Origin of the sequence: Brevundimonas faecalis, assembly GCF_040549405.1 — a bacterium.
In the GTDB taxonomy this organism is placed as follows: Bacteria; Pseudomonadota; Alphaproteobacteria; order Caulobacterales; family Caulobacteraceae; genus Brevundimonas; species Brevundimonas faecalis.
The window spans coordinates 324,154-344,967 of the sequence record NZ_JBEPTF010000002.1; the positions used below are offsets into that span (position 1 = coordinate 324,154).

The 20,814-nt window shown below is 67.7% G+C and carries 18 protein-coding genes; 5 read left to right on the plus strand and 13 right to left on the minus strand.

Annotation, left to right across the window (positions count from 1 at the left end):
• Positions 1-20: 20 nt before the first annotated feature.
• Positions 21-920, minus strand: coding sequence for a class I SAM-dependent methyltransferase (locus ABIE19_RS09590; RefSeq protein ID WP_354088946.1), 900 nt, complete (start codon positions 918-920; stop codon positions 21-23).
• 204 nt (positions 921-1,124) lie between these two features.
• Here ABIE19_RS09590 and recQ point away from each other — a divergent pair, with 204 nt between their 5' ends.
• Both recQ and ABIE19_RS09600 read left to right on the plus strand, forming a co-directional pair.
• Complete coding sequence (recQ, locus tag ABIE19_RS09595) at positions 1,125-2,999, plus strand: DNA helicase RecQ (protein ID WP_354088947.1); 1,875 nt, start codon at positions 1,125-1,127, stop codon at positions 2,997-2,999.
• 85 nt (positions 3,000-3,084) lie between these two features.
• The gene (locus ABIE19_RS09600; protein WP_354088948.1) at positions 3,085-4,596 is read left to right on the plus strand and encodes a S41 family peptidase; all 1,512 of its coding nucleotides are present in this window, start codon (positions 3,085-3,087) and stop codon (positions 4,594-4,596) included.
• A 4-nt stretch (positions 4,597-4,600) separates the two neighbouring features.
• Here ABIE19_RS09600 and ABIE19_RS09605 read toward each other — a convergent pair whose 3' ends face one another.
• Entirely contained in the window at positions 4,601-5,437 is an 837-nt protein-coding gene (locus ABIE19_RS09605) for an alpha/beta fold hydrolase (RefSeq protein WP_354088949.1), read from the minus strand.
• Between the two features lie 201 nt (positions 5,438-5,638).
• Here ABIE19_RS09605 and ABIE19_RS09610 point away from each other — a divergent pair, with 201 nt between their 5' ends.
• On the plus strand, positions 5,639-6,079 hold the full coding sequence (locus ABIE19_RS09610) for a hypothetical protein (RefSeq protein WP_354088950.1): 441 nt from the start codon (positions 5,639-5,641) through the stop codon (positions 6,077-6,079).
• A gap of 54 nt (positions 6,080-6,133) precedes the next feature.
• Here ABIE19_RS09610 and gyrB read toward each other — a convergent pair whose 3' ends face one another.
• The 10 genes from gyrB to mutM all read right to left on the minus strand — a co-directional run bounded on the left by gyrB (position 6,134) and on the right by mutM (position 16,566).
• A complete protein-coding gene (gyrB, locus tag ABIE19_RS09615) occupies positions 6,134-8,563 on the minus strand; it encodes a DNA topoisomerase (ATP-hydrolyzing) subunit B (RefSeq protein ID WP_354088951.1) in 2,430 nt (809 codons plus the stop codon).
• Positions 8,564-8,728: 165 nt separating this feature from the next.
• Positions 8,729-9,859: a DNA replication/repair protein RecF gene (gene recF, locus ABIE19_RS09620; protein ID WP_354088952.1), complete on the minus strand. Its 1,131-nt coding sequence runs from the start codon at positions 9,857-9,859 to the stop codon at positions 8,729-8,731.
• Between the two features lie 87 nt (positions 9,860-9,946).
• Positions 9,947-11,065: a DNA polymerase III subunit beta gene (gene dnaN, locus ABIE19_RS09625; RefSeq protein WP_354088953.1), complete on the minus strand. Its 1,119-nt coding sequence runs from the start codon at positions 11,063-11,065 to the stop codon at positions 9,947-9,949.
• A gap of 175 nt (positions 11,066-11,240) precedes the next feature.
• Positions 11,241-12,671, minus strand: coding sequence for a chromosomal replication initiator protein DnaA (dnaA, locus tag ABIE19_RS09630; protein WP_376854109.1), 1,431 nt, complete (start codon positions 12,669-12,671; stop codon positions 11,241-11,243).
• Positions 12,672-13,180: 509 nt separating this feature from the next.
• A complete protein-coding gene (gene rpsT, locus ABIE19_RS09635; RefSeq protein ID WP_354088955.1) occupies positions 13,181-13,450 on the minus strand; it encodes a 30S ribosomal protein S20 in 270 nt (89 codons plus the stop codon).
• A 131-nt stretch (positions 13,451-13,581) separates the two neighbouring features.
• Positions 13,582-14,367, minus strand: a complete 786-nt coding sequence (locus tag ABIE19_RS09640; RefSeq protein WP_354088956.1) for an enoyl-CoA hydratase — start codon at positions 14,365-14,367, stop codon at positions 13,582-13,584.
• A 41-nt stretch (positions 14,368-14,408) separates the two neighbouring features.
• Positions 14,409-14,627 (minus strand): helix-turn-helix transcriptional regulator, encoded by a 219-nt coding sequence (locus ABIE19_RS09645; protein ID WP_354088957.1) that lies wholly within the window; start codon positions 14,625-14,627, stop codon positions 14,409-14,411.
• Positions 14,627-15,115 (minus strand): hypothetical protein, encoded by a 489-nt coding sequence (locus tag ABIE19_RS09650; RefSeq protein ID WP_354088958.1) that lies wholly within the window; start codon positions 15,113-15,115, stop codon positions 14,627-14,629. Before ABIE19_RS09650 ends, ABIE19_RS09645 begins: the two co-directional genes overlap by 1 nt.
• A gap of 23 nt (positions 15,116-15,138) precedes the next feature.
• Positions 15,139-15,603, minus strand: coding sequence for a hypothetical protein (locus ABIE19_RS09655; RefSeq protein ID WP_354088959.1), 465 nt, complete (start codon positions 15,601-15,603; stop codon positions 15,139-15,141).
• 99 nt (positions 15,604-15,702) lie between these two features.
• On the minus strand, positions 15,703-16,566 hold the full coding sequence (gene mutM / locus ABIE19_RS09660; RefSeq protein ID WP_354088960.1) for a bifunctional DNA-formamidopyrimidine glycosylase/DNA-(apurinic or apyrimidinic site) lyase: 864 nt from the start codon (positions 16,564-16,566) through the stop codon (positions 15,703-15,705).
• 123 nt (positions 16,567-16,689) lie between these two features.
• On the opposite strand from mutM, the gene ABIE19_RS09665 reads away from it, so the two are divergent.
• Positions 16,690-18,738, plus strand: coding sequence for an OPT family oligopeptide transporter (locus ABIE19_RS09665; protein ID WP_354088961.1), 2,049 nt, complete (start codon positions 16,690-16,692; stop codon positions 18,736-18,738).
• 5 nt (positions 18,739-18,743) lie between these two features.
• On the opposite strand, the gene ABIE19_RS09670 is transcribed toward ABIE19_RS09665, so the two are convergent.
• Positions 18,744-19,616 carry a LysR family transcriptional regulator gene (locus ABIE19_RS09670; protein ID WP_354088962.1) on the minus strand — a complete coding sequence of 291 codons (873 nt, stop codon included), beginning with the start codon at positions 19,614-19,616 and terminating at the stop codon, positions 18,744-18,746.
• An 83-nt stretch (positions 19,617-19,699) separates the two neighbouring features.
• Here ABIE19_RS09670 and ABIE19_RS09675 point away from each other — a divergent pair, with 83 nt between their 5' ends.
• Positions 19,700-20,758, plus strand: coding sequence for a YeiH family protein (locus ABIE19_RS09675; protein WP_354088963.1), 1,059 nt, complete (start codon positions 19,700-19,702; stop codon positions 20,756-20,758).
• Positions 20,759-20,814 lie beyond the last annotated feature (56 nt).

The window sequence follows — 20,814 nt, forward strand, 5'->3', positions numbered from 1 at the left end:
CGGGTTGCTTGAGGACGCGTTCACTTCACCGCCTCGAAGATCTTGTAGCCGCCCTGGTCGGCGACCATCCGCACCCGCTTGAAGGCGGCGTTCAGCTCGGCCTCATAGGGCAGGTGGCGGTTGGCGACGATCCAGGCCGTTCCGCCCTTCTTCAACATTTCAGCCGCCTTGCGGATGAAGTTCTGGCCCAGGCGCCGATCCTCGGCGCCGCCGTCATGGAAGGGCGGATTGGAGACGACGAAGTCCAGATCGCCCGCCGCCTCCAGCGTGCGCACGTCGGCCCATTCGAAACTCGCGCGCACATCCTCGACATTACGCCGCGCCGCCCCGATCGCCCGCCGGTCGATGTCGACCAACCGCAGGCTCGTCACCCCCGACGATCGCAGCACTACGGCGGACAGGGCGCCGAAACCGCATCCCAGGTCCGCGCCCGTCCCCTTGAGCGACGGCAGAACCTGAGCCAACAGAGCCGTGCCCGGATCAATGCGGTCCCAGGCGAAGACGCCCGGCTGGGACCAGGCCTCCAGGCCGGGCACAAGGCGCAGATTTCCCAGTGCGATCGCTTCGTCTACGCCCTCGACCTTATCAGGGCGACCTAGAATGCAGCGGCGATGATGAGCCTTGGCCGTCTCGACGAAATCCAGGCCGAAGCTCTTCAATTCCTTTGCCAGGCGAGATCCGCCCTTGTCCTTGGGCGCCAGGACGTCCAGCCGCCCGCCGACCTTCAGCGCGCGCAGAGCCAGAGCCAGGGTATAGCGCCGCTCCGTCGCTCCTGGCGGCGCATAGATCATGGCCTCCTCGACAGAGTCGGGCGCCAGATCTTCCAGCGCGGTCGAGCCGGGGATCAGGGGCGAGGTCTGCACGGCCCCGGTCGGAACATCGAACGCCGCCGGGGGGCGGCCGTAGAGGATCGTGGTCATGGGGCGGGCCTATAACGCTTTCCTCCCTGTTCGCGAAGCGAATGGGGTGGGGGACCCCGAAGTGGTGGAGGGGGCGGCGCAAGGGTCAAACCTCGAGACGCCCCCTCCGTTACGGCCGCTGCGCGTCCGCGCCGCCTCTCCATTGCTGCGCAACAGGGAGGAGAAGCGGGTGACACCCCGGAACAGATCGGGCACAACCCGCCGATGCTCGCTGACCCCATCCGTTCTGCATCGCCCGTCCCGCTCGATCTGGACGCCGCACGCGAGGTGCTGGGACGGGTCTGGGGGCACGCCGATTTTCGCGGTCTGCAGGCCCAGGTGGTGGCCGAGGTTCTGGCCGGACGCGACGTCATGGCCGTTCTGCCGACCGGCGGCGGCAAGAGCGTTTGCTATCAGATCCCAGCTATCCTGCGCCCCGGCGTCGGCCTGGTGGTGTCGCCGCTGATCGCCCTGATGACCGACCAGGTCGAGGCCCTGAAGCAACAGGGCGTGGCCGCCGCTCGCCTCGATTCCGGCGTGGGCATGGATGAACGTTCCGCCATCTGGCGCGCCGCCCGTTCGGGCGAACTGGACCTGCTCTACGTCTCGCCCGAAGGCCTTGCTTCGGGCGCCATGCTGGAGCGTCTGTCCGAGCTCCAGCTCAGCCTGATCGCCATCGACGAAGCCCACTGCGTCAGTCAGTGGGGCCACGACTTCCGACCGGATTATCGCACTCTGGGCCGTCTGGCCGAAGTCTTCCCCGGCGTCCCGCGCATCGCCGTCACCGCCACCGCCGACGCCCGCACCCGTGACGACATCCTCGCCTCGCTGCGGTTGGGCGCGGCCCGCGTCTTCGTCGACAGCTTCGCCCGCCCCAATCTGCAGCTGTCCGCCGAGCGCAAGATCAACGGCAGCCGCGCCCGCACCGACGCCGCCGTGGTCGAACTGGTGCGCGAGCGGCGGGGCAAGTCGGGCGTAGTCTATTGCGGCAGCCGCGACGGTTGCGAGCGCGTGGCCCAGACCCTGCGCGACGCGGGGACCAACGCCATCGCCTATCACGCCGGTTTCGACGCCCGCGAACGCGACAAGCGGCTGGAGCGCTTCCTGGCCGAGGACGGCGCCGTCATGGTCGCCACCATCGCCTTCGGCATGGGGGTGGACAAGCCCGACGTCCGCTTCGTCATCCACGCTGACCCGCCCGGCAGCCTTGAGGCCTACTGGCAGGAAATCGGCCGCGCCGGGCGCGACGGCGAACCGGCCGAGGGCATCACCCTCTACGGCCCCTCCGACATCGCCTGGTCGCTGCGCCGCCTTGAAGGCCGCCCCATGGCCGAGGAGGTCAAGCAGGTCCAGACGCGCAAGGTCCGCCAGTTGTTCGCCATGCTGGACGGGGCGACCTGCCGTCCCCAGGCCGTGCGCCGCTACTTCGGCGAACAGGACGCCCAGCCGTGCGGCGTCTGCGACATCTGCGGCGACCCGCCCGCCACCTTCGACGCCGTCGTCCCGGCGCAGAAGGCCCTGGCGGCGGTGCAGCGCCTGGGCGAACGCTTCGGTCGGACCCGCGTCGTCGACCACCTGCTGGGCAAGACCAAGGACGTCCAGCCGTGGGAAGCCGGCCTCTCCACCTGGGGCATAGGCGCCGACCTGTCGCTGACCGGCTGGCGCGACGTGATCGATCATCTCATGTTCGAAGGCCTGCTGGTCGAGGATCCGAACGAGGGCAAGCCCATCATCCAGTTGGGCGATCCCGAAGCTGTCCGCGCCGTCTATCGCGGCGAGCGCCCGGTGCGGGTGCGCCAGGCGCCGGTTCGCGTGGTCGAGGCCGAGCGTCCGCGCCGCAACGCAGGCCGCAACCTGGCCGTCGAGGGCCTGGACGCCGATGTCCGCGCCCGGTTCGAGGTGCTTCGCGCCTGGCGTCGCGACCGAGCGTCCGAACAGCATGTCCCGCCCTATGTCATCTTCCAGGACAAGACTCTGGTCGAGATCGCCCTGAGCGAACCACGCACCCTCGACGCCCTCGGCCTCATCTCCGGCGTCGGCGCAGGCAAGCTGGAACGATACGGCAAGGGCGTGCTGGAGGCGCTGCGCGCGACGGACTGATCCGCGCTCCATGACCAAAGCGTAACTGGAAGCCCCCTCGCCGCTCTGCGATGTCTCGCCTCTGTATTGTGGGAGGAGATTGGTCATGAAGCGGTTTCTGACGGCGGGCGTCGCCTGTCTGGCGATGATGAGCGCGACGCAGACTCTGGCTCAAGAGGCGCCGACAGCCGAGGCGCCCAAGCCGATGAGTCAGCCACGCGACTGGTCCGCCACCCTGGTTCAAGACGCGACCGGCCTGCACGACATCATGATCGACAGTCACCCCGGAGTGCATGATCCGCTCAATCCCCAGTTCCGCGCCCGCCTGGATCAGGGACTGGCGGCCGCGCTGGAGCGTGCCAAGACGACCACGGACGTGGGCGGCTGGTGGTGGGCGCTGCGCGCCTATGTCGCCAGCTTCGAGGACGGCCACGTCCAGATCAGCATGACCCAGAGGGATTTCGGCTTCCCGACCCGCTGGCCCGGCTTCCTGACCGTCTATCGCGGCGCCGATCAGGTGGTGGCGAACCGCGATGACGCCGACCCCGCCGCCCCGCCTCTGGACGCTAGGCTGATCGACTGCGACGGCGTGGACGCCGCGACCCTGGCCGAACAGCGCATCGGCCAGTTCCGGGGCCGCTGGTTCCTGGAGGCGATCCAGGCCCGCTTTGGCGACTGGATGTTCCTCAGCGCCCAAAACCCTTGGCAGACCGAGATGAAGGCCTGCCGGTTCGAGGCCGCTGGTTCGACAAAGACCTACGCCCTCGACTGGCGCGCCACGCCCGACGATCTGAGCGAGCGCCGCACCAGGCTGATGCAGAGCGTCAAGCCGGACTTCGCCCTGAAGCACTTCGATGACGGCGGCTTCTGGATCTCGACCCCCACGTTCAACGGCGACCCTTCCAGCGAGAACTACGCCGAGCTGACGGCCCTGGTCGCCGACATGAAGGCCAAGCAGGACGCCCTGCGCGCCGCCCCCTATGTGGTGCTGGACCTGCGCGGCAACGGCGGCGGCTCCTCGCACTGGAGCCAGTTGATGGCTCAGGTCCTTTGGGGCGACGACTGGATGGCCGCCCACCCGGAACCGGCGATCGAGTCCGTCGACTGGCGCGCCTCGGACGGCAACATCGCCGAGATTTCCGCTTTTCTGGACAAACTGCGCGCCACGAACGGCCAACCTGAGTTGATCACCTGGGCCGAGGACGCCGTCAACGGCATGAAGGCGGCCCAGGCTGCCGGTCAGGTCTATTGGCGCAGCGTCGATGACGAAGCGCCGAAGGACGCCGCCCCGCCGCCGCCCGCGCCGCAATTGATGGCCGGCCGGGTCTATGTCCTGACTGACTCCAGCTGCGGTTCCGCCTGTCTCGACGCCGTCGACCTGTGGAAGACCGTGGGCGCTATCCAGGTCGGTCGCGAAACCTCGGCCGACACCGTCTACATGGAAATCCGAGAACCCGTCCTGCCCAGCGGCCTGGCCGAGATCGCCGTGCCGATGAAGGTCTATCGCGGCCGCGCGCGCGGCAACAACGTGCCTCAGCGGCCGGCCCATGTGTATCAGGGCGACATCACCGACGAAGCCGCGCTTCAGGCCTTCATCCGCAGCCTGGAGCCACGCTGAGGCGTCAACGCAGGAAACGGTCGACCGCCGCCTGAAACTGACGGGGGCGGTCGATCATCACCATGTGTTCAGCCCCTTCGATCCGTTCGAAGGTCGCCGGTCGCGACAGGGAGCGATAGCCGCCCCGGAACAGGCCGTCGATATGGCCCCGCGGGCTGCGGTCGTCGGCGCTCCAGCCATAGACGACCGTGACCGGCGCCGTGATCGACGGCAGGCGGGATCGCAGATCCGTGGTCATCACCTCATAGACCCCCTGAGCCAGGGTGCGGCGATCCCCGCCCTGCCAGCCCAGGCCGTCGAACAGGCTGTCGCCCGCCCCGCCCATGTCTAGCCCCAGGCTGCCCGCCTGGGTCCGAAGAGCCTGATCGCCCAGCAACATGATCCCCTGGAAGGCCAGGCGCGCCAGCGGCTCCACGTCCCCGACCGTCGCCCCGGGACTGATCAGGGAAGGAAAGAAGGGCGAAGCGTCCACAACCATGACCCGGCCCACGGCCGATCCGGATTCCGCCGCCACCCTGAGCGCGATCTGCCCGCCCATGGAATGACCGATCAAGGCAGGACGGCTCAGCCCCTGCTCATCCATGTAGCGCCGGATCTCATCCGCCGCCGGGCCGCTGATGCGGCCGTTCGCATTGGCTTCAGCCGGCAGGTCGCCGAAGCCGCGCACCGTAACCAGATGCACCCGATAACGCCCTTCCAGCGCGCTCGCCGTCCGCGTCCAGACCGCCGAGGTCGAGGCCAGGCCCGGGATCAGGATGACGTCCGGCCCTCGCCCTTTCGCCTCCACCACGATCCGATCGGACAGGAAGACAGGCGCCGGCCTTGCTGGAAACGCGGACATCGTCGCCGGTTCAGCCCGAACCATGACCGGGTTCGCCGCGCTGAAAAACGCGATCGACAGCATTCCAACGAAAAGCGAACCCCGCATAATTCGAATCTGCCTTTTCAAAGCGGCGAAACCTCGGCGCATCCGACAACCTGCGCGGTTATTGAATTTTCCCGCGGACAGGAGTGAAACTCCCTTCATCCTGGGGAGGATGCGATGAAAACCAAACTCGTCACTATCACCGTCGGCCTGGCCCTGATCGGCTCGCCCGCTCTGGCTGAAAACTGGAACGTCATCTCGCGGAGCTCGCAGACGGTCTACATGCTCGACTTGGACTCGATAAAGGAAGGCGACGGCGCCAAGAGCGCCGTCCTGGCGCGTGTGCCCGCCAACGGCGCTGCGACCGACCTGTCCTACAGTGCGGGCGAAGTCTTCATCCGTTGCACCGCCAACCAATCGAAGCCAGGACCCGAGACTGTCTACGGCCCAGACGGCGCCGAACAGGAGCGAATCGACGACGGTTATGACTTTGACGCCATCGCGCGCGGCTCCCTGGATTCCTTCATCCAAGGTGTCCTCTGCAAGGACGAGCGCGCCGCCGGCACCTATCCGTCCATTCGCGCCTTCATCGAAGCAGGGCGCCCGAAGACTGACTAAGGAAAAGCCCGGGACGGTCTCCCGTCTCGGGCTTTTGACTGCTTCCGATCCGCGTCAGGCGTCGACGGCGGCGTCTAGGGCGTTGTCCTGAATGAACTCGCGGCGCGGCTCGACTACGTCGCCCATCAGTTTGGCGAACAGATCGTCGGCGTCGTCGCCGTGCTCGACCTTGACCTGCAGCAGGGTGCGGGCGTTGGCGTCCAGGGTGGTCTCCCACAGCTGCTCCGGGTTCATCTCGCCCAGGCCCTTGTAGCGCTGGATGGCGATGCCCTTCTTGCCCGCGTCCAGGACGGCGTTCAGCAGGTCCAGAGGCCCCCGGATCGTGGTCGCCTTGTCCTTGCGACGATAGACGGCCGGCGTGTCGAACAAACCCTCGAAGGCGGCGGCGCGCTCGGCCAGACGGCGGGCGTCCAACGAACGGCCCAGTTGTTCGTCCAGGACGATGGTCTCGCTGACGGCGCGACGGACACGGCTGAACACTACCCCGCCCTGCTCGGCGCGTTCGCCGGACCAGTCCCCGTCGCCTTCCTCGGCATAGAGGTTCAGGCGCGCGGCGGCGTTGGCGGCGCGCGTCTCAAGCTCGCCGGCGCTCTCGGTGAACAGGCCTGCCAAAGCGCCCTGTTCAATGGCGAAGGCCGGCGCGCGGGCGGCCAGACGGTCGACCAGGGCCTTGAAGGCCTTGGCTTCACGCACCAGCGCCTGAAGGTCCAGGCCGGTGCGGCGTTCGCCGGTCGACAGATCCAGCTCGGCGTCGGCGCAGCCTTCCTCGATCAGATAGGCGTCCATCTCCGCCTGATCCTTGACGTAGCGGTGCTGCTTGCCCTTCGACACCTTATAGAGCGGCGGCTGGGCGATATAGACGTGGCCGCGTTCGATTAGCTCCGGCATCTGACGATAGAAGAAGGTCAGCAGCAGGGTGCGGATGTGGGCGCCGTCGACGTCGGCGTCGGCCATCAGGATGATCTTGTGATAGCGCAGCTTGTCGGCGTTGAAGTCGTCGCGGCCGATGCCGGTGCCCAGCGCCAGGATCAGGGTGCCGATCAGATCCGAAGACAGCATCCGGTCGAAACGGGCGCGCTCGACGTTCAGGATCTTGCCGCGTAGGGGCAGGACGGCCTGGTTCTCGCGGTTGCGCGCCTGCTTGGCCGAACCGCCTGCGGAGTCGCCCTCGACGATGAAGAGTTCGGACTTGGCCGGATCGCGTTCCTGGCAGTCCGCCAACTTGCCCGGCAGGCTGCTGATCTCCAGTGCAGACTTGCGGCGGGTCAGCTCACGCGCCTTGCGCGCGGCCTCGCGGGCGGCTGCGGCTTCGACGATCTTGGAGACGATCATCTTGGCCTCGGCCGGATGCTCCTCGAACCAGATCGACAGGCCTTCGCTGCACAGGTTCTCGACCGCCGGACGCACCTCGGACGAAACCAGCTTGTCCTTGGTCTGGGAGCTGAACTTCGGATCCGGCACCTTGACCGACAGGACGCAGGTCAGGCCTTCGCGCGCATCCTCGCCCGAGACGGAGACCTTCTCCTTCTTGGCCGAGCCGGCCTGCTCGATATAGCTCGACATCACCCGCGTCAGAGCGGCGCGGAAGGCCGACAGGTGGGTGCCGCCGTCGCGCTGCGGGATGTTGTTGGTGAAGCACAACATGGTCTCGTGGTAGGAGTCGTTCCACCACAGGGCCAGGTCCAGCTCGATCCCGTCCTTGGTCCCCTGAACCGTGATGACGTCCTTCAGCAGCGGTTGCTTGGACTTGTCCAGGTGACGCACGAAGGCCTCGACCCCGCCTTCGTAGTGCAGCAGGATTTCGATGGGCTCCGGCCCGCGATTGTCCTTCAGCTTGATGACCACGCCGGAGTTCAGGAAGGCCAGCTCGCGCAGGCGATGCTCCAGGGTCTTCAGATCGAAATCGATGTGGCTGAAGGTCGAGATCGACGGATAGAAGGTGACTTCAGTGCCCGTCAGGACCTTGCCCGTGTCCTGGCGCGTCGGAGCCACGCCCACGACTTCCAGCGACTTGACCGTGTCCCCGCGTTCGAAGCGCATGTGGTGCTTCTGGCCGTCGCGATAGATGACCAGCTCCAGCCAGTCGGACAGGGCGTTCACGACCGAAACGCCGACGCCGTGCAGACCGCCCGAAACCTTGTAGGAGTTCTGGTCGAACTTACCGCCGGCGTGCAGCTGGGTCATGATGACCTCGGCGGCGGATACGCCTTCCTCGGCGTGGATGGCGGTCGGAATGCCGCGGCCGTTGTCGGTCACGGTGACGCTGCCGTCTTCGTTGAGGATGACCTGGACCAGGTCGGCGTGACCGGCCAGAGCCTCGTCGATGGCGTTGTCCACCACCTCATAGACCATGTGGTGCAGACCCGAGCCGTCGTCGGTGTCGCCGATATACATCCCAGGACGCTTGCGCACGGCGTCCAGGCCTTTGAGAACCTTGATGGAATCAGCGCCGTATTCCGGCGAGGCGTCAATCTGTTCGGTCATGAAAACGTCGACTCAGGGTCCGCGTGGGGACAGGGAAAACGGCGGCGCGGCGTCCGCCCGTCTCGGCACGCGATTCAACGCGTTCCGAAGCAGGCAACATATAGGAAATTCGCCGGGAAAAGCGAGCCTTTAAGCCTTCTAACGCCGTTCCGACGGACCTGGCCGTCACCCGTTCGCCAGGCCGCCGCCCTCGACCGCCACGAACTGGGCGCGCCCCTCCAGCGCGGCGAACAGGCCCCGTTCCGTTCCCGTCATGAAGGCCTGAAGTTTCAGCGCCTCGATCTCGTCGAACAGGGCGGCGCGGCGCGCTTCGTCGAGATGGGCCGGGGCCTCGTCCAGCAGCAGGACCGGACGAGCGGGCTGGTCGGCGAGGCGCGCCACCTGGGCCAGGATCAGGTTCAGCACGAGAGCCTTCTGCTCCCCCGAGGAGCCTTCGGCGGCCGGGCGGTTCTTCTCACGATGCAGCGCCGTCAGGTTCGAGCGATGCGGGCCGAACAGCGACCGTCCCGCCGCCGCGTCGCGCGCCCTCGCCCGCATGAAGCCCTCGCCCAGCATCCCGAGAACGTCCGCCTCATCCGCTCCCGTCGCCGCCATCTCCTCGGCCGGCCCTGTCAGGCCCAGATCGGCCTGGGGAAAGGGGCGATCATCGCGCGCGTCGATGCCCGCCTGCAACGCCTCCAACGCTCGCGTCCGCGCCGCCGCCGCCCGGGCTCCGCTCTCTGAGAGACGCGCCTCCAGGGCATCCAGCCACAGAGGGTCGGCAGGACGCCCTTCCGCCCCGTCGGTCAGCAGCTTCAACCGCTCGCGCAGCGCCTTCTCATAGGTCGAGACCGTGGCCGCATGGTCGGGATCGGCGGCGAAGACCAGCCGATCGAAGAACCTCAGCCGCGCCGCCCGCGCGTCGGAAAACAGCCGGTCCTGCTCGGGCGTGGCCCAGACCGGCCGCAGGTGATCCAACAGCCGCCCCGGCGGCGCCGTCTCGCCGTCGATGCGGACGATGCGCCTTGCCGCCCCCGGCGTCTGCACCCCCGTGCCCAGACGCACCTCCTCGCCGTCTTCATCCAGCGTGATCATGACGGCCCAGGTGCGGCCCACGGCCTCGCCCGGCTCGCGCCGCCCCATCTCCTGCGCCGTCGCGCCGCGCAGTCCCTTGCCAGGGGTCAGCAGGCTGATCGCCTCCAGCAGATTGGTCTTGCCCGCCCCGTTCGGCCCATGCAGCACCACGGCCCCGCCGGAAACCGGCAGGCTGGCGCTCACATAGGAACGGAAGTCGGTGAGGGCGAGGGAGCGGATCAAGGGATAGCGGCGAGTATCGAGTGGCGAGTGACGAGATTTCCAGAGCGGCTTGCTCGCCACTCGCCACTAATCACTCGCCACTGCAAGTCACACCCGCAGCGGCATCAGCACGTACTGCACGCCCACGTCGGCCGGGTCGAGGACCAGGGTCGGGCTGGCCGGGTCGGCGAATTTGAAGTGGGCGGTCTCGCCGGTGATCTGGCCGGCGACGTCCAGCAGATAGCGAGCGTTGAAACCGATCTCGAAGGGCTCCTCGGAATAGCCGATCTCGACCTCTTCCTCGGCCTGCCCGGCTTCCATGTTGCGGACGGTCAGCTTCACCCGGTCGTTGTCGAAGGCCAGCTTCACCGAGCGGCTCTTCTCGGCCGAGATGGTGGCCACGCGGTCGACGGCCTTGGAGAAGAGGGCGTTGTCGATGTCGGCCTGCTTGTCGTTGCCCTTGGGAATGACGCGCAGATAGTCAGGGAAGGCGCCGTCGATGACCTTGGAGGTCAGGCTGGCCTCGCCGAACTCGAAGCGGATCTTCTGGGCCGAAACCTGAATTTCGACCGGACCGTTTCCGTCGTCCAGCAGGCGGCGGACCTGATCCACCGTCTTGCGCGGCACGATGACGCCGGGGCCGCCCGCAGCCCCTTCCGGCGCCGGAGTTTCAGCCAGGGCCAGACGGTGTCCATCAGTGGCTACGGCGCGCAGCAGCGGAATGCCGCCCTCGGCCACCGTATGCAGGTAGAGGCCGTTCAGATAGTAGCGCGTCTCTTCTGTCGAGACGGCGAAGCGGGTCTTGTCGATCAGGCGCGCCAGATCTTCCTTGGGCAGGGTGTAGCGCGCGCCCGAGGTTTCCGTGGACATGACCGGGAAGTCGCCGGCCGGCAGAACCGGCAGATTGAACCTGGACCGGCCCGCCGAGATCAGCAGACGCGGATCGTCGCCCGAATAGGTCAGCGAGACCTCGGCGCCGTCCGGCAGCTTCTTGACGATTTCATACAGGGTGTGGGCCGGGGCCGTGATCTGACCCTCGACGTTCACCTGGGCCTCGGCCTCGTCGACCATCTCCATGTCGAGATCGGTAGCGGCGAAGGACAGGCGGTCACGTCCGGCGCTCAACAGCACGTTGGACAGGATCGGAATGGTGTTGCGGCGCTCGACCACGCTCTGAACATGCCCGAGGGCCTTCAGGAGCGCGGAACGTTCGATGGTCAGCTGCATGTGGTCTCGCCCGGGCCGCGACGCCGTCGTTCAGCGTCGCCGTAAGTATGGTCGTGAACACTAGCGCATTGAGCGGCGGGGGCAACGGGGGCCTGACGTCATGCGCCGTCTGCCCCCGCTATCCACAGGCCCTCGGTGGAGGATCAGCCGCGCAGCTTGCGCGTCGCTTCGCCTTTTATCCGCGCAGCTTGCGCGTCAGGGCCTCGACGTCGCGGGCGATCTGCTCTTCCTTGGGCATCAGCTCCTCGATCTTGCGCACGCCGTGCAGGACGGTCGTGTGATCGCGCCCGCCGAAGCGACGGCCGATGTCGGGATAGGAGCGGGTCGTGTGCTGCTTGCACAGATACATGGCGATCTGGCGGGGGCGGGCGATGGCGCGGGTACGGCGCTCGCTCAGCAGATCCGCCTGCTTCAGATTGAAGTGGTCGGCGACCGTCTTCTGGATCTCGTCCACCGTGATGCGGCGCTCGGGGCCGCCGCGCAGGGCGACGCCCAGCAGGCTCTGAGCTTCATCGACCGTCAAAGCCGACAGGCGGGCGCCGGCGACGGCGGCCAGGGTGTTCACCGCGCCTTCCAGTTCGCGCATCGAGCCGGGGGTGCGGTCCACCAGATGCTCCAGCACCTCGGAACGCGCCTGGCCCGTCACCACGCCCAGCTTGGCCAGGGCGTTCAGACGCGACTGGGCCACGGCGATCTTCAGCGGGCGGTCCGCCGCCTCGACCGGGCAGGTCAGGCCGGCCGCCAGGTGGCTGCGCAGGCGCGGCTCGACGTCGGTCAGGGCGGTAGGCGCGCGATCGGCCGACAGGACGATGCGTTTTCCGTCCTCGATCAGGGCCGTCAGGGTGTTCAGCAATTCTTCCTGGGTGCTGGTCTTGCCGCCGACGAACTGGACGTCGTCCAGAAGCAGCATGTCGGCCGAGCGCAGGCTCTCCTTGAAGGCTGCGGTCGAGCGGTCCTGCATGGCGCGCACGAAGGTCGACAGGAAACGCTCGGCGGTCAGATAGACCACCTTGGCGTCCGGACGCAGGCGCTGCGCCTCCCAGGCGATGGCGTTCAGCAGGTGGGTCTTGCCGTAGCCGTAGGGGCCGCAGAAGAAGACCGGATTGAAGTGACCGTCCGCCCAGCTCGCCACCTGCTTGGCGATGGCCAGGGCGAAGGCGTTGCCGTGACCTTCCACGAAGCTGTCGAAGGTCAGCCGCTCTTGCAGTCCAGCCGCCCGCACGGCGCGAGCGCCGTCGGTCGAAGGCGCGAAGGTCGAAGAGGCGGCCTGGGGCTGGACGCCGCCCACGGACGCCAGGCGCGGCGCTTCGCCGGCGGGGAAGGCCGTCGCCGGCGGGACCGAGCCCACCTCGGCGCGACACCGCACGTCCAGACGGCGCGACAGGCCGTCCAGGCCCAGCCACAGCTCGTTCATGCGACGCAGGGCGTTCTTGCGCACCCAATCGCGCGCATAGGCGGTCGGCGTCACCAGGATCAGATTGCCGCTCGCGTCCACACGCACGGCCGAAGGGGCGATGTAGCTGCTGAAGGGCCCGTCCCCGATCTCTGTCTTCAGGCGGCCCGCCGCCTCAGTCCAGATACGGTCCGGATCCGTCATGCTCGCCATTGCTGCGCCCCCGATCATCAGAAGAACACCCGCCATCAAGTAAAAATCACCGACGGACGCCCTTCGAGACGAAGATCCGGGAACGACTTCTCTCGTCTCGCGAAGCGGGGGCTTCGCGAGTGGGGCCGTACTCGCAGACAGACATCTCGCGCCGAGGGAAACCGTTGATTTCCCTCGCCTTCATCCAAAAGGATGGAAGCGCGTCACCCGCTCAACTTACCCCCCGCGCGCCGGAGATCAACGCTGATTCGAGTCGAGATTCGCACTTAAATTGATTGACTCCGACAAACCTCGGCAGGGCTTGGGAAAATGGCCGTTTCGCCCCATTTTCGAACGCTGGATTCTACCTGCAGCTTAGCGCCAGACAGCAAGACGGCGAGGGAGCTTGCGCTTCCTCGCCGTTGAAATCCTTGGATTTTCCTTGCGACAACCCTGTTACAGGCCGTCAGGACGCGTCATGTGACAGTGTTTGACAAAGGCGTGAAACCCCGTCCGCGTCCCCGCCTGGATCAGGCGGCCGACAGCTTCTTCAGCTGGGCGGCCAGACGGCTGACCTTGCGCGAGCCGGTGTTCTTGTGAACCACGCCCTTGGACACGGCGCGCATCAGTTCCGACTGGGCCGTGATGAAGGCGGCCTTGGCGACTTCGACGTCGCCGCCCGTCAGGGCTTCCTGGAACTTGCGCAGGTAGGTGCGGACGCGGGTGCGGCGGGCCTTGTTCACTGCGGTCCGCGCTTCGATCTTACGGATCGCCTTGCGGGCGCCGGGATTGTTGGCCATCGGGTAAAACCTTCGAACGAAAACGCCGTAGACCACATGTCCACGGCGAGGAAATCTCAAGAGCGCGCGGCTATAGCGGAAAGCCTCCGGCCGGTCAACGCGAACCGGCCGGAATTGAGTCGCCGCCGGGTTTAGCGCCCCGTGAAGGCCGGCTTACGCTTCTCGACGAAGGCCGCCATCCCCTCCTTCTGGTCCTCGAAGGCGAACAGGGAGTGGAACAGGCGGCGCTCGAACACCACGCCCTGCGCCAGGGTCGTCTCGAAGGCGGCGTTGACCAGTTCCTTGTTCGCCATGACGGCCAGGATCGACTGAGCGGCGATCTTGGCCGCCGCAGCCCGCGCCTCGTCCAGCAGGGCGTCGGCCGCCGTCACGCGCGACACCAGGCCGGAACGCTCGGCCTCGGCCGCATCCATCATCCGGCCGGTCAGACACATGTCCATGGCCTTGGCCTTGCCCACGGCGCGGGTCAGGCGCTGCGAGCCGCCGATGCCGGGCGCCACGCCCAGGTTGATCTCGGGCTGGCCGAACTTCGCGGTCTCCGAGGCGATGATGAAGTCGCACAGCATGGCCAGTTCGCAGCCGCCGCCCAGGGCATAGCCCGAGACCGCCGCGATGATGGGCTTGCGGAAGCCCGCCACCCGGTCGTGGGCGCGGGCGAAGAAGTTGCCGCGATACATGTCGGCATAGGCCTGATCCGCCATCTCCTTGATGTCTGCGCCAGCGGCGAAGGCCTTGGTCGAGCCGGTCAGGACCACGCACCTGACGGAGTCATCGTCGGCCACGCTCTCGAGGAAGTCGCCCAACTCGCCTGTCAGGGTGGTGTTCAGCGCGTTCAGCGCCTCGGGCCGGTTCAGGGTGACGACCGCATAGCCGTCGGCATGACGTTCGATCAGCAGGGTGGAATAGGCGTCGGCCATCGGGCGCTCCTCTATATATCTTCAGGCGGAGGTCTAGCGCCTCAGCCCTCCCACTGGAACACCTCGCCGATCTCGACGCCGAAGACCTGGGCGATGCGGAAGGCCGCCTCCAGGCTGGGCGAATACTTGCCCTGCTCCATGGCCACGATGGTCTGACGCGTCATGCCGATGCGCGCGGCCAGGTCAGCCTGGGTCATTTCATCGGCGTGGAAGCGCAACTCGCGGATGCGGTTCCTTATAGGCGGCGGCGTCTTGCCCATCACCGCCCCCGCTTCAACAAGGCCAAGGACAGGGCCCAGCGCGCCAGTTCCGACAGCATGATGCAGCCCAGCACCGCATTGGCGACCAGCACCAGGCCGTTGCCCGGAATCATCCAACGCGCCAGTCCCTCGGGCTTCACGCTTCCCCAGAAGCCGACGCCATAGGCGACCGCCGAGACCGTCACCAGCAAACCGATCAGCAGCATCAGCGAAACATGGCTGGCTTGCAGCGTCGCCAGCCCCTCACGCTCGTCGCGCGCCCGGCGCTCGGCCTTGGAGGTCGTCAGCATGGCCAGGGCCGTCAGCCCCGCCTCCAGGGCCACCACGACGATCAGACCCAGGATGAACAGTCCACCCATGTCGGCAGCGAAGTCGGGCTGTTTCAGCCCGCCGGCCAGCACCCGCTCGCCGAACTTCCAGCCATAGGCGCCCCAGACCGCCAAGCCGGCGATGATGGCCACCCATAGATGCTTCTCGCGAAAGCTCATGACGTGCTCCTTTATATTCCGGCTCAGCCGACCCGGCGCAACAGGGTGATCTGGGTCGCGTGACGCACCACCTCCGACAGGGCCAGGGCGAAGATCACGCCATTGGCCGCCAACAGCATGGCGGGCGCCAGGGCGTCCGCGCCCAACAGGTCGGGATGCTTGCGCGCATAGACATAGGCGAAGGCCGCCAGCCCGCCGAGCACCGCGCTCATCGTCAGAAACGCCGCCTGACTGGCCTTCAGCGCCACGCCCTGCTCGCGCTCATCGACAATGCCGCGCTCCGCCTTGGAGGTGCTGACCGCCGCCAGGATGGAAAAGCCCACATGGGCCGCGACGCTGAAGCCGATGCAGACCGCCATGGTCCACAGCACCAGATCCTGGGTCAGCAGGCCGTCGGCCGCCTTCAGCCCCAGCCGCACGAAATAGAAGCTCCACACCGCCGAGGTGGCCAGCAGCACGCCCCATGACAGTTTTTCCCTGAACGACATCGCCGCCCCTTCCTCATGATCCCAAGCCATGAGGCGATGTCGCATAGAGCGGACATTGTGTCTATTATTTTTTACATGACGTCGGATTTTTCCGACACGTCACGCCTTCTGGCAGACCGGACAGAAGAAGGTGGAGCGCCCGCCCTGGACTACGCGCGCCACCACGCCTCGACACCCCTCGGTGCGGCAGGGCTCATGTTCGCGGCCATAGACATCGAAGCGATGCTGGAAATAGCCCTGCCCGCCCTCGACATTGGCGAAGTCCTTCAGGGTCGAGCCGCCCGCCGCTATGGCGTCCGCCAGCACATTCCTCACCTCGGCCGCCAACCGTTCCAGCCGAGGCCGACTGACCTTGCCCGCCGCCGTCAGCGGCGAGATGCGGGCGCGATACAGGGCCTCGCACACATAGATATTGCCCAGACCCGCCACGATCCTCTGATCCAGAAGGCTGACCTTGATGTTCTGCGCCTTGCCCGCGAAGGCCTCGGCCAGATGGGCGGCGGAGAAACCGTTGCCCATCGGCTCCGGCCCCAGCTCTGCGAACCAGGCGTGCCCCTCGACCGCCTCGGTCGGGATCAGGCCCATGAAGCCGAACCGCCGGGCGTCGGCGTATCCCAGCCGCGTAAGCGCCCCATCTCTCTCGGCAGTCAAGCTCATGTGCTCATGCTTGCCGGCGACCGGCGCATCCGTCTCGAACCGGCCAGGCGCCGCACCCTCCAGAGTAAACCGCCCCGTCATGCCCAGGTGCGTCACCCAGGTCTCGCCGGTCGACAACGGGAACAGCAGATACTTGGCGCGCCGGTCCAGACGCAGCACCGTCGCGCCGTCCAGCCGCTCGACGAAGCGCTCAGGGAAGGGAAAGCGCAGATCCGGCCGGTTCTGACGCGTCGCGCTCAGGCGCGCGCCCTCCAGCACCGGCTCCAGGCCGCGACGGACGGTTTCGACTTCGGGCAACTCAGGCATGAAGGAAGACGTAGGGCCTGAAGGGACGCGAGAGAAGAGGCCTCTCGCCTCTCTCCTCACGCACCCCGTTGTCACGGCGGCGCTTTCGGGATTACCTCCGCGCGACAACCGAAAGAACCACGCATGACAGACAGACCCGCCGGCGCCGGCAAACGCATCGAATTGACCATCCGGGCCCTGATCCTGGGCTGCTTGCTGGCGGCGGTGTTCACGGCGGCCAACACCTATCTGGGCCTGAAGGTCGGCCTGACCTTCGCCTCGGCCATCCCAGCGGCGGTCATCTCCATGGCCCTGCTGCGCGCCTTCAAGGGTTCGACCATCTGGGAGAACATGACGGTTCAGACCGTCGCCTCGGTCGGCGGCGCCATGAGCTCCATCATCTTCGTCCTGCCCGGTCTGGTCATGATCGGCTGGTGGATGAACTTCCCCTTCTGGGAATCGGTGCTGATCTGCGTGCTCGGCGGCGTGCTGGGCGTGACCTTCTCCATTCCGCTGCGTCGGACCCTGGTGGTCCAGGGCGGCTTGCCCTACCCCGAGGGCGTCGCCGCCGCCGAGGTGCTGAAGGTCGGCTCACCCGGGGCCGATGAATCCGCCGAGGCCGTGCGCGAGAACCGCTCGGGCCTGTTCGTGGTGATCGGCAGCGCCGTCGCCTCCGCCTTCTTCGCCTTCCTGGCCGCCGCTCGCGTCTTCGCCGCCGAAACCACCGCCTTCCTGCGCCTGCCCGCCGCCCTCGGCGGCGGTGCGACGGGGATCGGCTTCTCCATGCAGTTCGCCCTGCTGGGCGCCGGCCACCTGATCGGCCTGGCCGTCGGCCTGACCCAGTTGTTCGGCCTGGTCCTGGCCTGGCTGATCTTCGTGCCCATCCTGTCCTCTCCGGAATTCGTCGCCTGGGCCGCCGCCCACGGCCTGCCCTCCATCGCCTCCACGGTTCCGGCCGAGGCCGGCGCCGAAGGCCTGGCCATGACCGTCTGGGCCAAGGAAGTCCGCTTCATCGGCGCCGGCGTCATCGGCGTGGCCGCCCTGTGGACCCTGGCCAAGCTGGCCAAGCCCCTGGTCGCCGGCCTGGCTTCGGCCATTTCGGCCCAGTCGCGTCGCGCCCACGGCGAGACCCTGGAGCTGACCGAGCAGGACATTCCGATCAAGTTCGTCGGCCTCCTGTCGATCGCCGCCCTGGTCGGCATCGCCGTCCTGCTGGCCGTCTTCGCCCAGGGCACGGCCCTGGCGGGTTCGACCCCCCTGCTGGTCGTCGGCGGCCTGATCTATGTCGTGGTCATCGGCTTCGCCGTGGCCGCCATCTGCGGCTACATGGCCGGTCTGATCGGCTCGTCCAACAGCCCCGTCTCGGGCGTCGGCATCCTGGCCATCATCATCGCCTCCCTGCTGATGCTGGGCGTCATGGCGATCGCCGGCGTGCCCGCCGATCCCTCGATCATCGCCTTCGCCCTGATCGTCACCGCCGTGGTCTTCGCCGTGGCCGTCATCTCCAACGACAACCTGCAAGACCTCAAGACCGGCCAACTGGTCGAGGCCACGCCCTGGCGTCAGCAGACGGCCCTGCTGGTCGGCGTCGTCGCCGGCGCCCTGGTCATCCCCTTCGTCCTGGACATGATGAACCAGGCCTTCGGCTTCGAAGGCGGCCCGCCCGCCATTGTTCAGGGCGCCCAGACCCTGGCCGCGCCCCAGGCCACCCTGATCTCGGCCCTGGCCAAGGGCGTCATCAGCGGCGAGCTGCGCTGGGACCTGATCGGCCTCGGCGCCCTGGTCGGCGTCGCCGTCATCATCCTCGACGTCGTCCTGCGCCGCGCCACCAAGGACAAGGTCAAGCTGCCGCCTCTGGCCGCCGGCATCGGCGTCTATCTGCCGGCCGCCGTCACCACCATGCTGGTCGTCGGCGCCGTCTGCGGCTGGGCCTATGAGAAGTGGATCGCCACGACCCGCTTCGCCGACGTGGGTCGCCGCATGGGCGTGCTCCTGGCCTCGGGCCTGATCGTGGGCGAAAGCCTGTTCGGCGTCTTCACCGCCGCCGTCATCGTCAGTTCGAAGAACGAAGCCCCCTTCGCCCTGCTGCCCGAGGGCAGCGGCTGGCCGGCCATGTGGGCGGGGCTCGCCGCCTTCGCCGTCCTGACCTTCGCCCTCTATTCATGGGTGCGCAGCCGCTCCGCCAAGGTCTGACCTGACTAGAGCGCGGAGGCGAAAGCCTCCGCTGCCCGGCTGGGCCGCCGTTCGCGGTGGCGCAGCAGATGAAACGGCCGCTCGGGCAGATCGAGCGGCAGACGAACCAGCCGCCCCGCCTCGATCAGGGGCTGGGCGGCCAGTTCCGAAATCGCCGTAACCAAGCCGCCCGCCGCCACCGCCGACAGGATGGCCTCGTTGGACGGCAGGGTCAGGACGGTCTTCAGGCTGGACGCCGCCACGCCGCGCGGCAGAGCCGCCTCGAACTCACTGCGGGTGCCGGACCCCTCCTCACGCAGCACCCAGTCCAGGGCCTTCAGCTCAGCGCCGGTCAGGGCTTCTCCTCGCCCGGCCAGCGGATGATCCGGCGCCGCCACCACCGCCAGCCGGTCGGCGTCGATCCGGACCTTGCCGATCCGGGCCGCCTCGACCGCTCCCTCGATCAGGCCCAGTTCGGCTTCGCCGTCCAGCACGGCCTCCATCACTCGGTGCGTATTGCCGATGGACAGGTGCAGCTCGATCTCGGGATGGGCGCGAGCAAAGGCCGCCATGCGCGGCGGCAGCCAGTAGGCGGCGATGGTCTGGCTGGCGAACAGCCGCACGGCGCCGCGCTTCAACCCGGCCAGATCATCCAGGGCCTGGCTCGCCGCCTCGGCCGCCGCCAGAACCGCCCGCGCCTCAGGCAGAAAGGCCGCGCCCGCCGCATTAAGGGCCAGACCCCGCCCGACCCGGTCGAACAGAGGCGTGCCATGCCGCGCCTCCAGCGCCGCCACCGCCGCGCTGACCGCCGACTGGGTCAGGTTCAAGGCCTCGGCCGCCCGCGTCATGTGCTGGCGCTCGGCCACGGCGACGAAGATGCGAAGTTGTTCCAGAGTCATGAGCTATTGATCGTTTTTGTCGATTATTAAGTCCAGAACTATCCGTTGGATTGATCAGCTAACGGAGCAGAGGATGCGGCGTCATGTCGACCGCCCTTCATCCTGCTCCGACGCGCCTGCCCCTCAACGGCCCCTTGAGCCTGCCGGCCCGCCTGGCGCCGGGCGTCCTGCTCAGCGCGACGGTGGCCGCCGCGGCCTTCGGACTGCAACATGTCGAGGCGAACCTGTTCGGCCGCGCCTGGGTCGAGGGCCTGGTCCTGGCCATCCTGGGCGGGGCGGTCCTGCGCCTGTTCTGGACGCCGTCCAGCCTATGGACGCCGGGCGTCGCCTTCAGCGCCAAGACCCTGCTGGAGGTCGCCGTCGCCCTGCTGGGGGCCACCGTCTCCGGCGCCGCGGTCATGGCCCTGGGCCCTGTCATGCTGCTGGCCGTGGTCGGGGTGGTGATCCTGGCGGTCCTGGGCGGCTACGCCCTGGGCCGAGCCTTCGGCCTGCCGCCGGCCATGGCCCTGCTGGTCGCCTGCGGCAACGCCATCTGCGGCAACTCGGCCATCGCCGCCGTCGCCCCGGTCATCGAGGCCGAGGGCGAGGACGTGGCCGCCGCCATCGGCTTCACCGCCGTCCTGGGCATAGCCGTGGTCCTGCTGGTTCCCGCCGTCGGCGCCCTGATGGGCTATGACGCGACGCGTGTCGGCGTCCTGGCGGGCCTGACCGTCTACGCCGTGCCCCAGGTTCTGGCCGCCGCAGCTCCCGCCGGCCTGGCTGCGATCCAGACCGGCGCCGTGGTCAAGCTGGTTCGCGTCCTGATGCTGGGTCCGATCTGCCTGACCCTGGGCCTGATGCGCTCGAAGAAAAGCGAAACCGGTCGCGGACCGAAACTGCACCATATGGCGCCCTGGTTCATCCTGGTCTTCCTGGCCCTGCTGGGTCTGCGCTCGGCCGGCATGATCCCCGAGACGGCCCTGCCGCATCTGCAGAGCGGCGTCACGGCCATGACCCTGATCGCCATGGCCGCCCTGGGTCTGACGGTCGATCCCCGGGCCGTGGTCCGGGCCGGGCCGCGCGTAGCCGCGGTCGCCGCCCTGTCGGCCCTGATGATCGGCGCCCTGGCCCTGATCGCCATCGCCGTCCTGCCCCTGGGCTAGGACACCGCCTGGCGTCTCGGATCGACGACCTGAAGGGCCTGCTCTGGCGTTTCGAC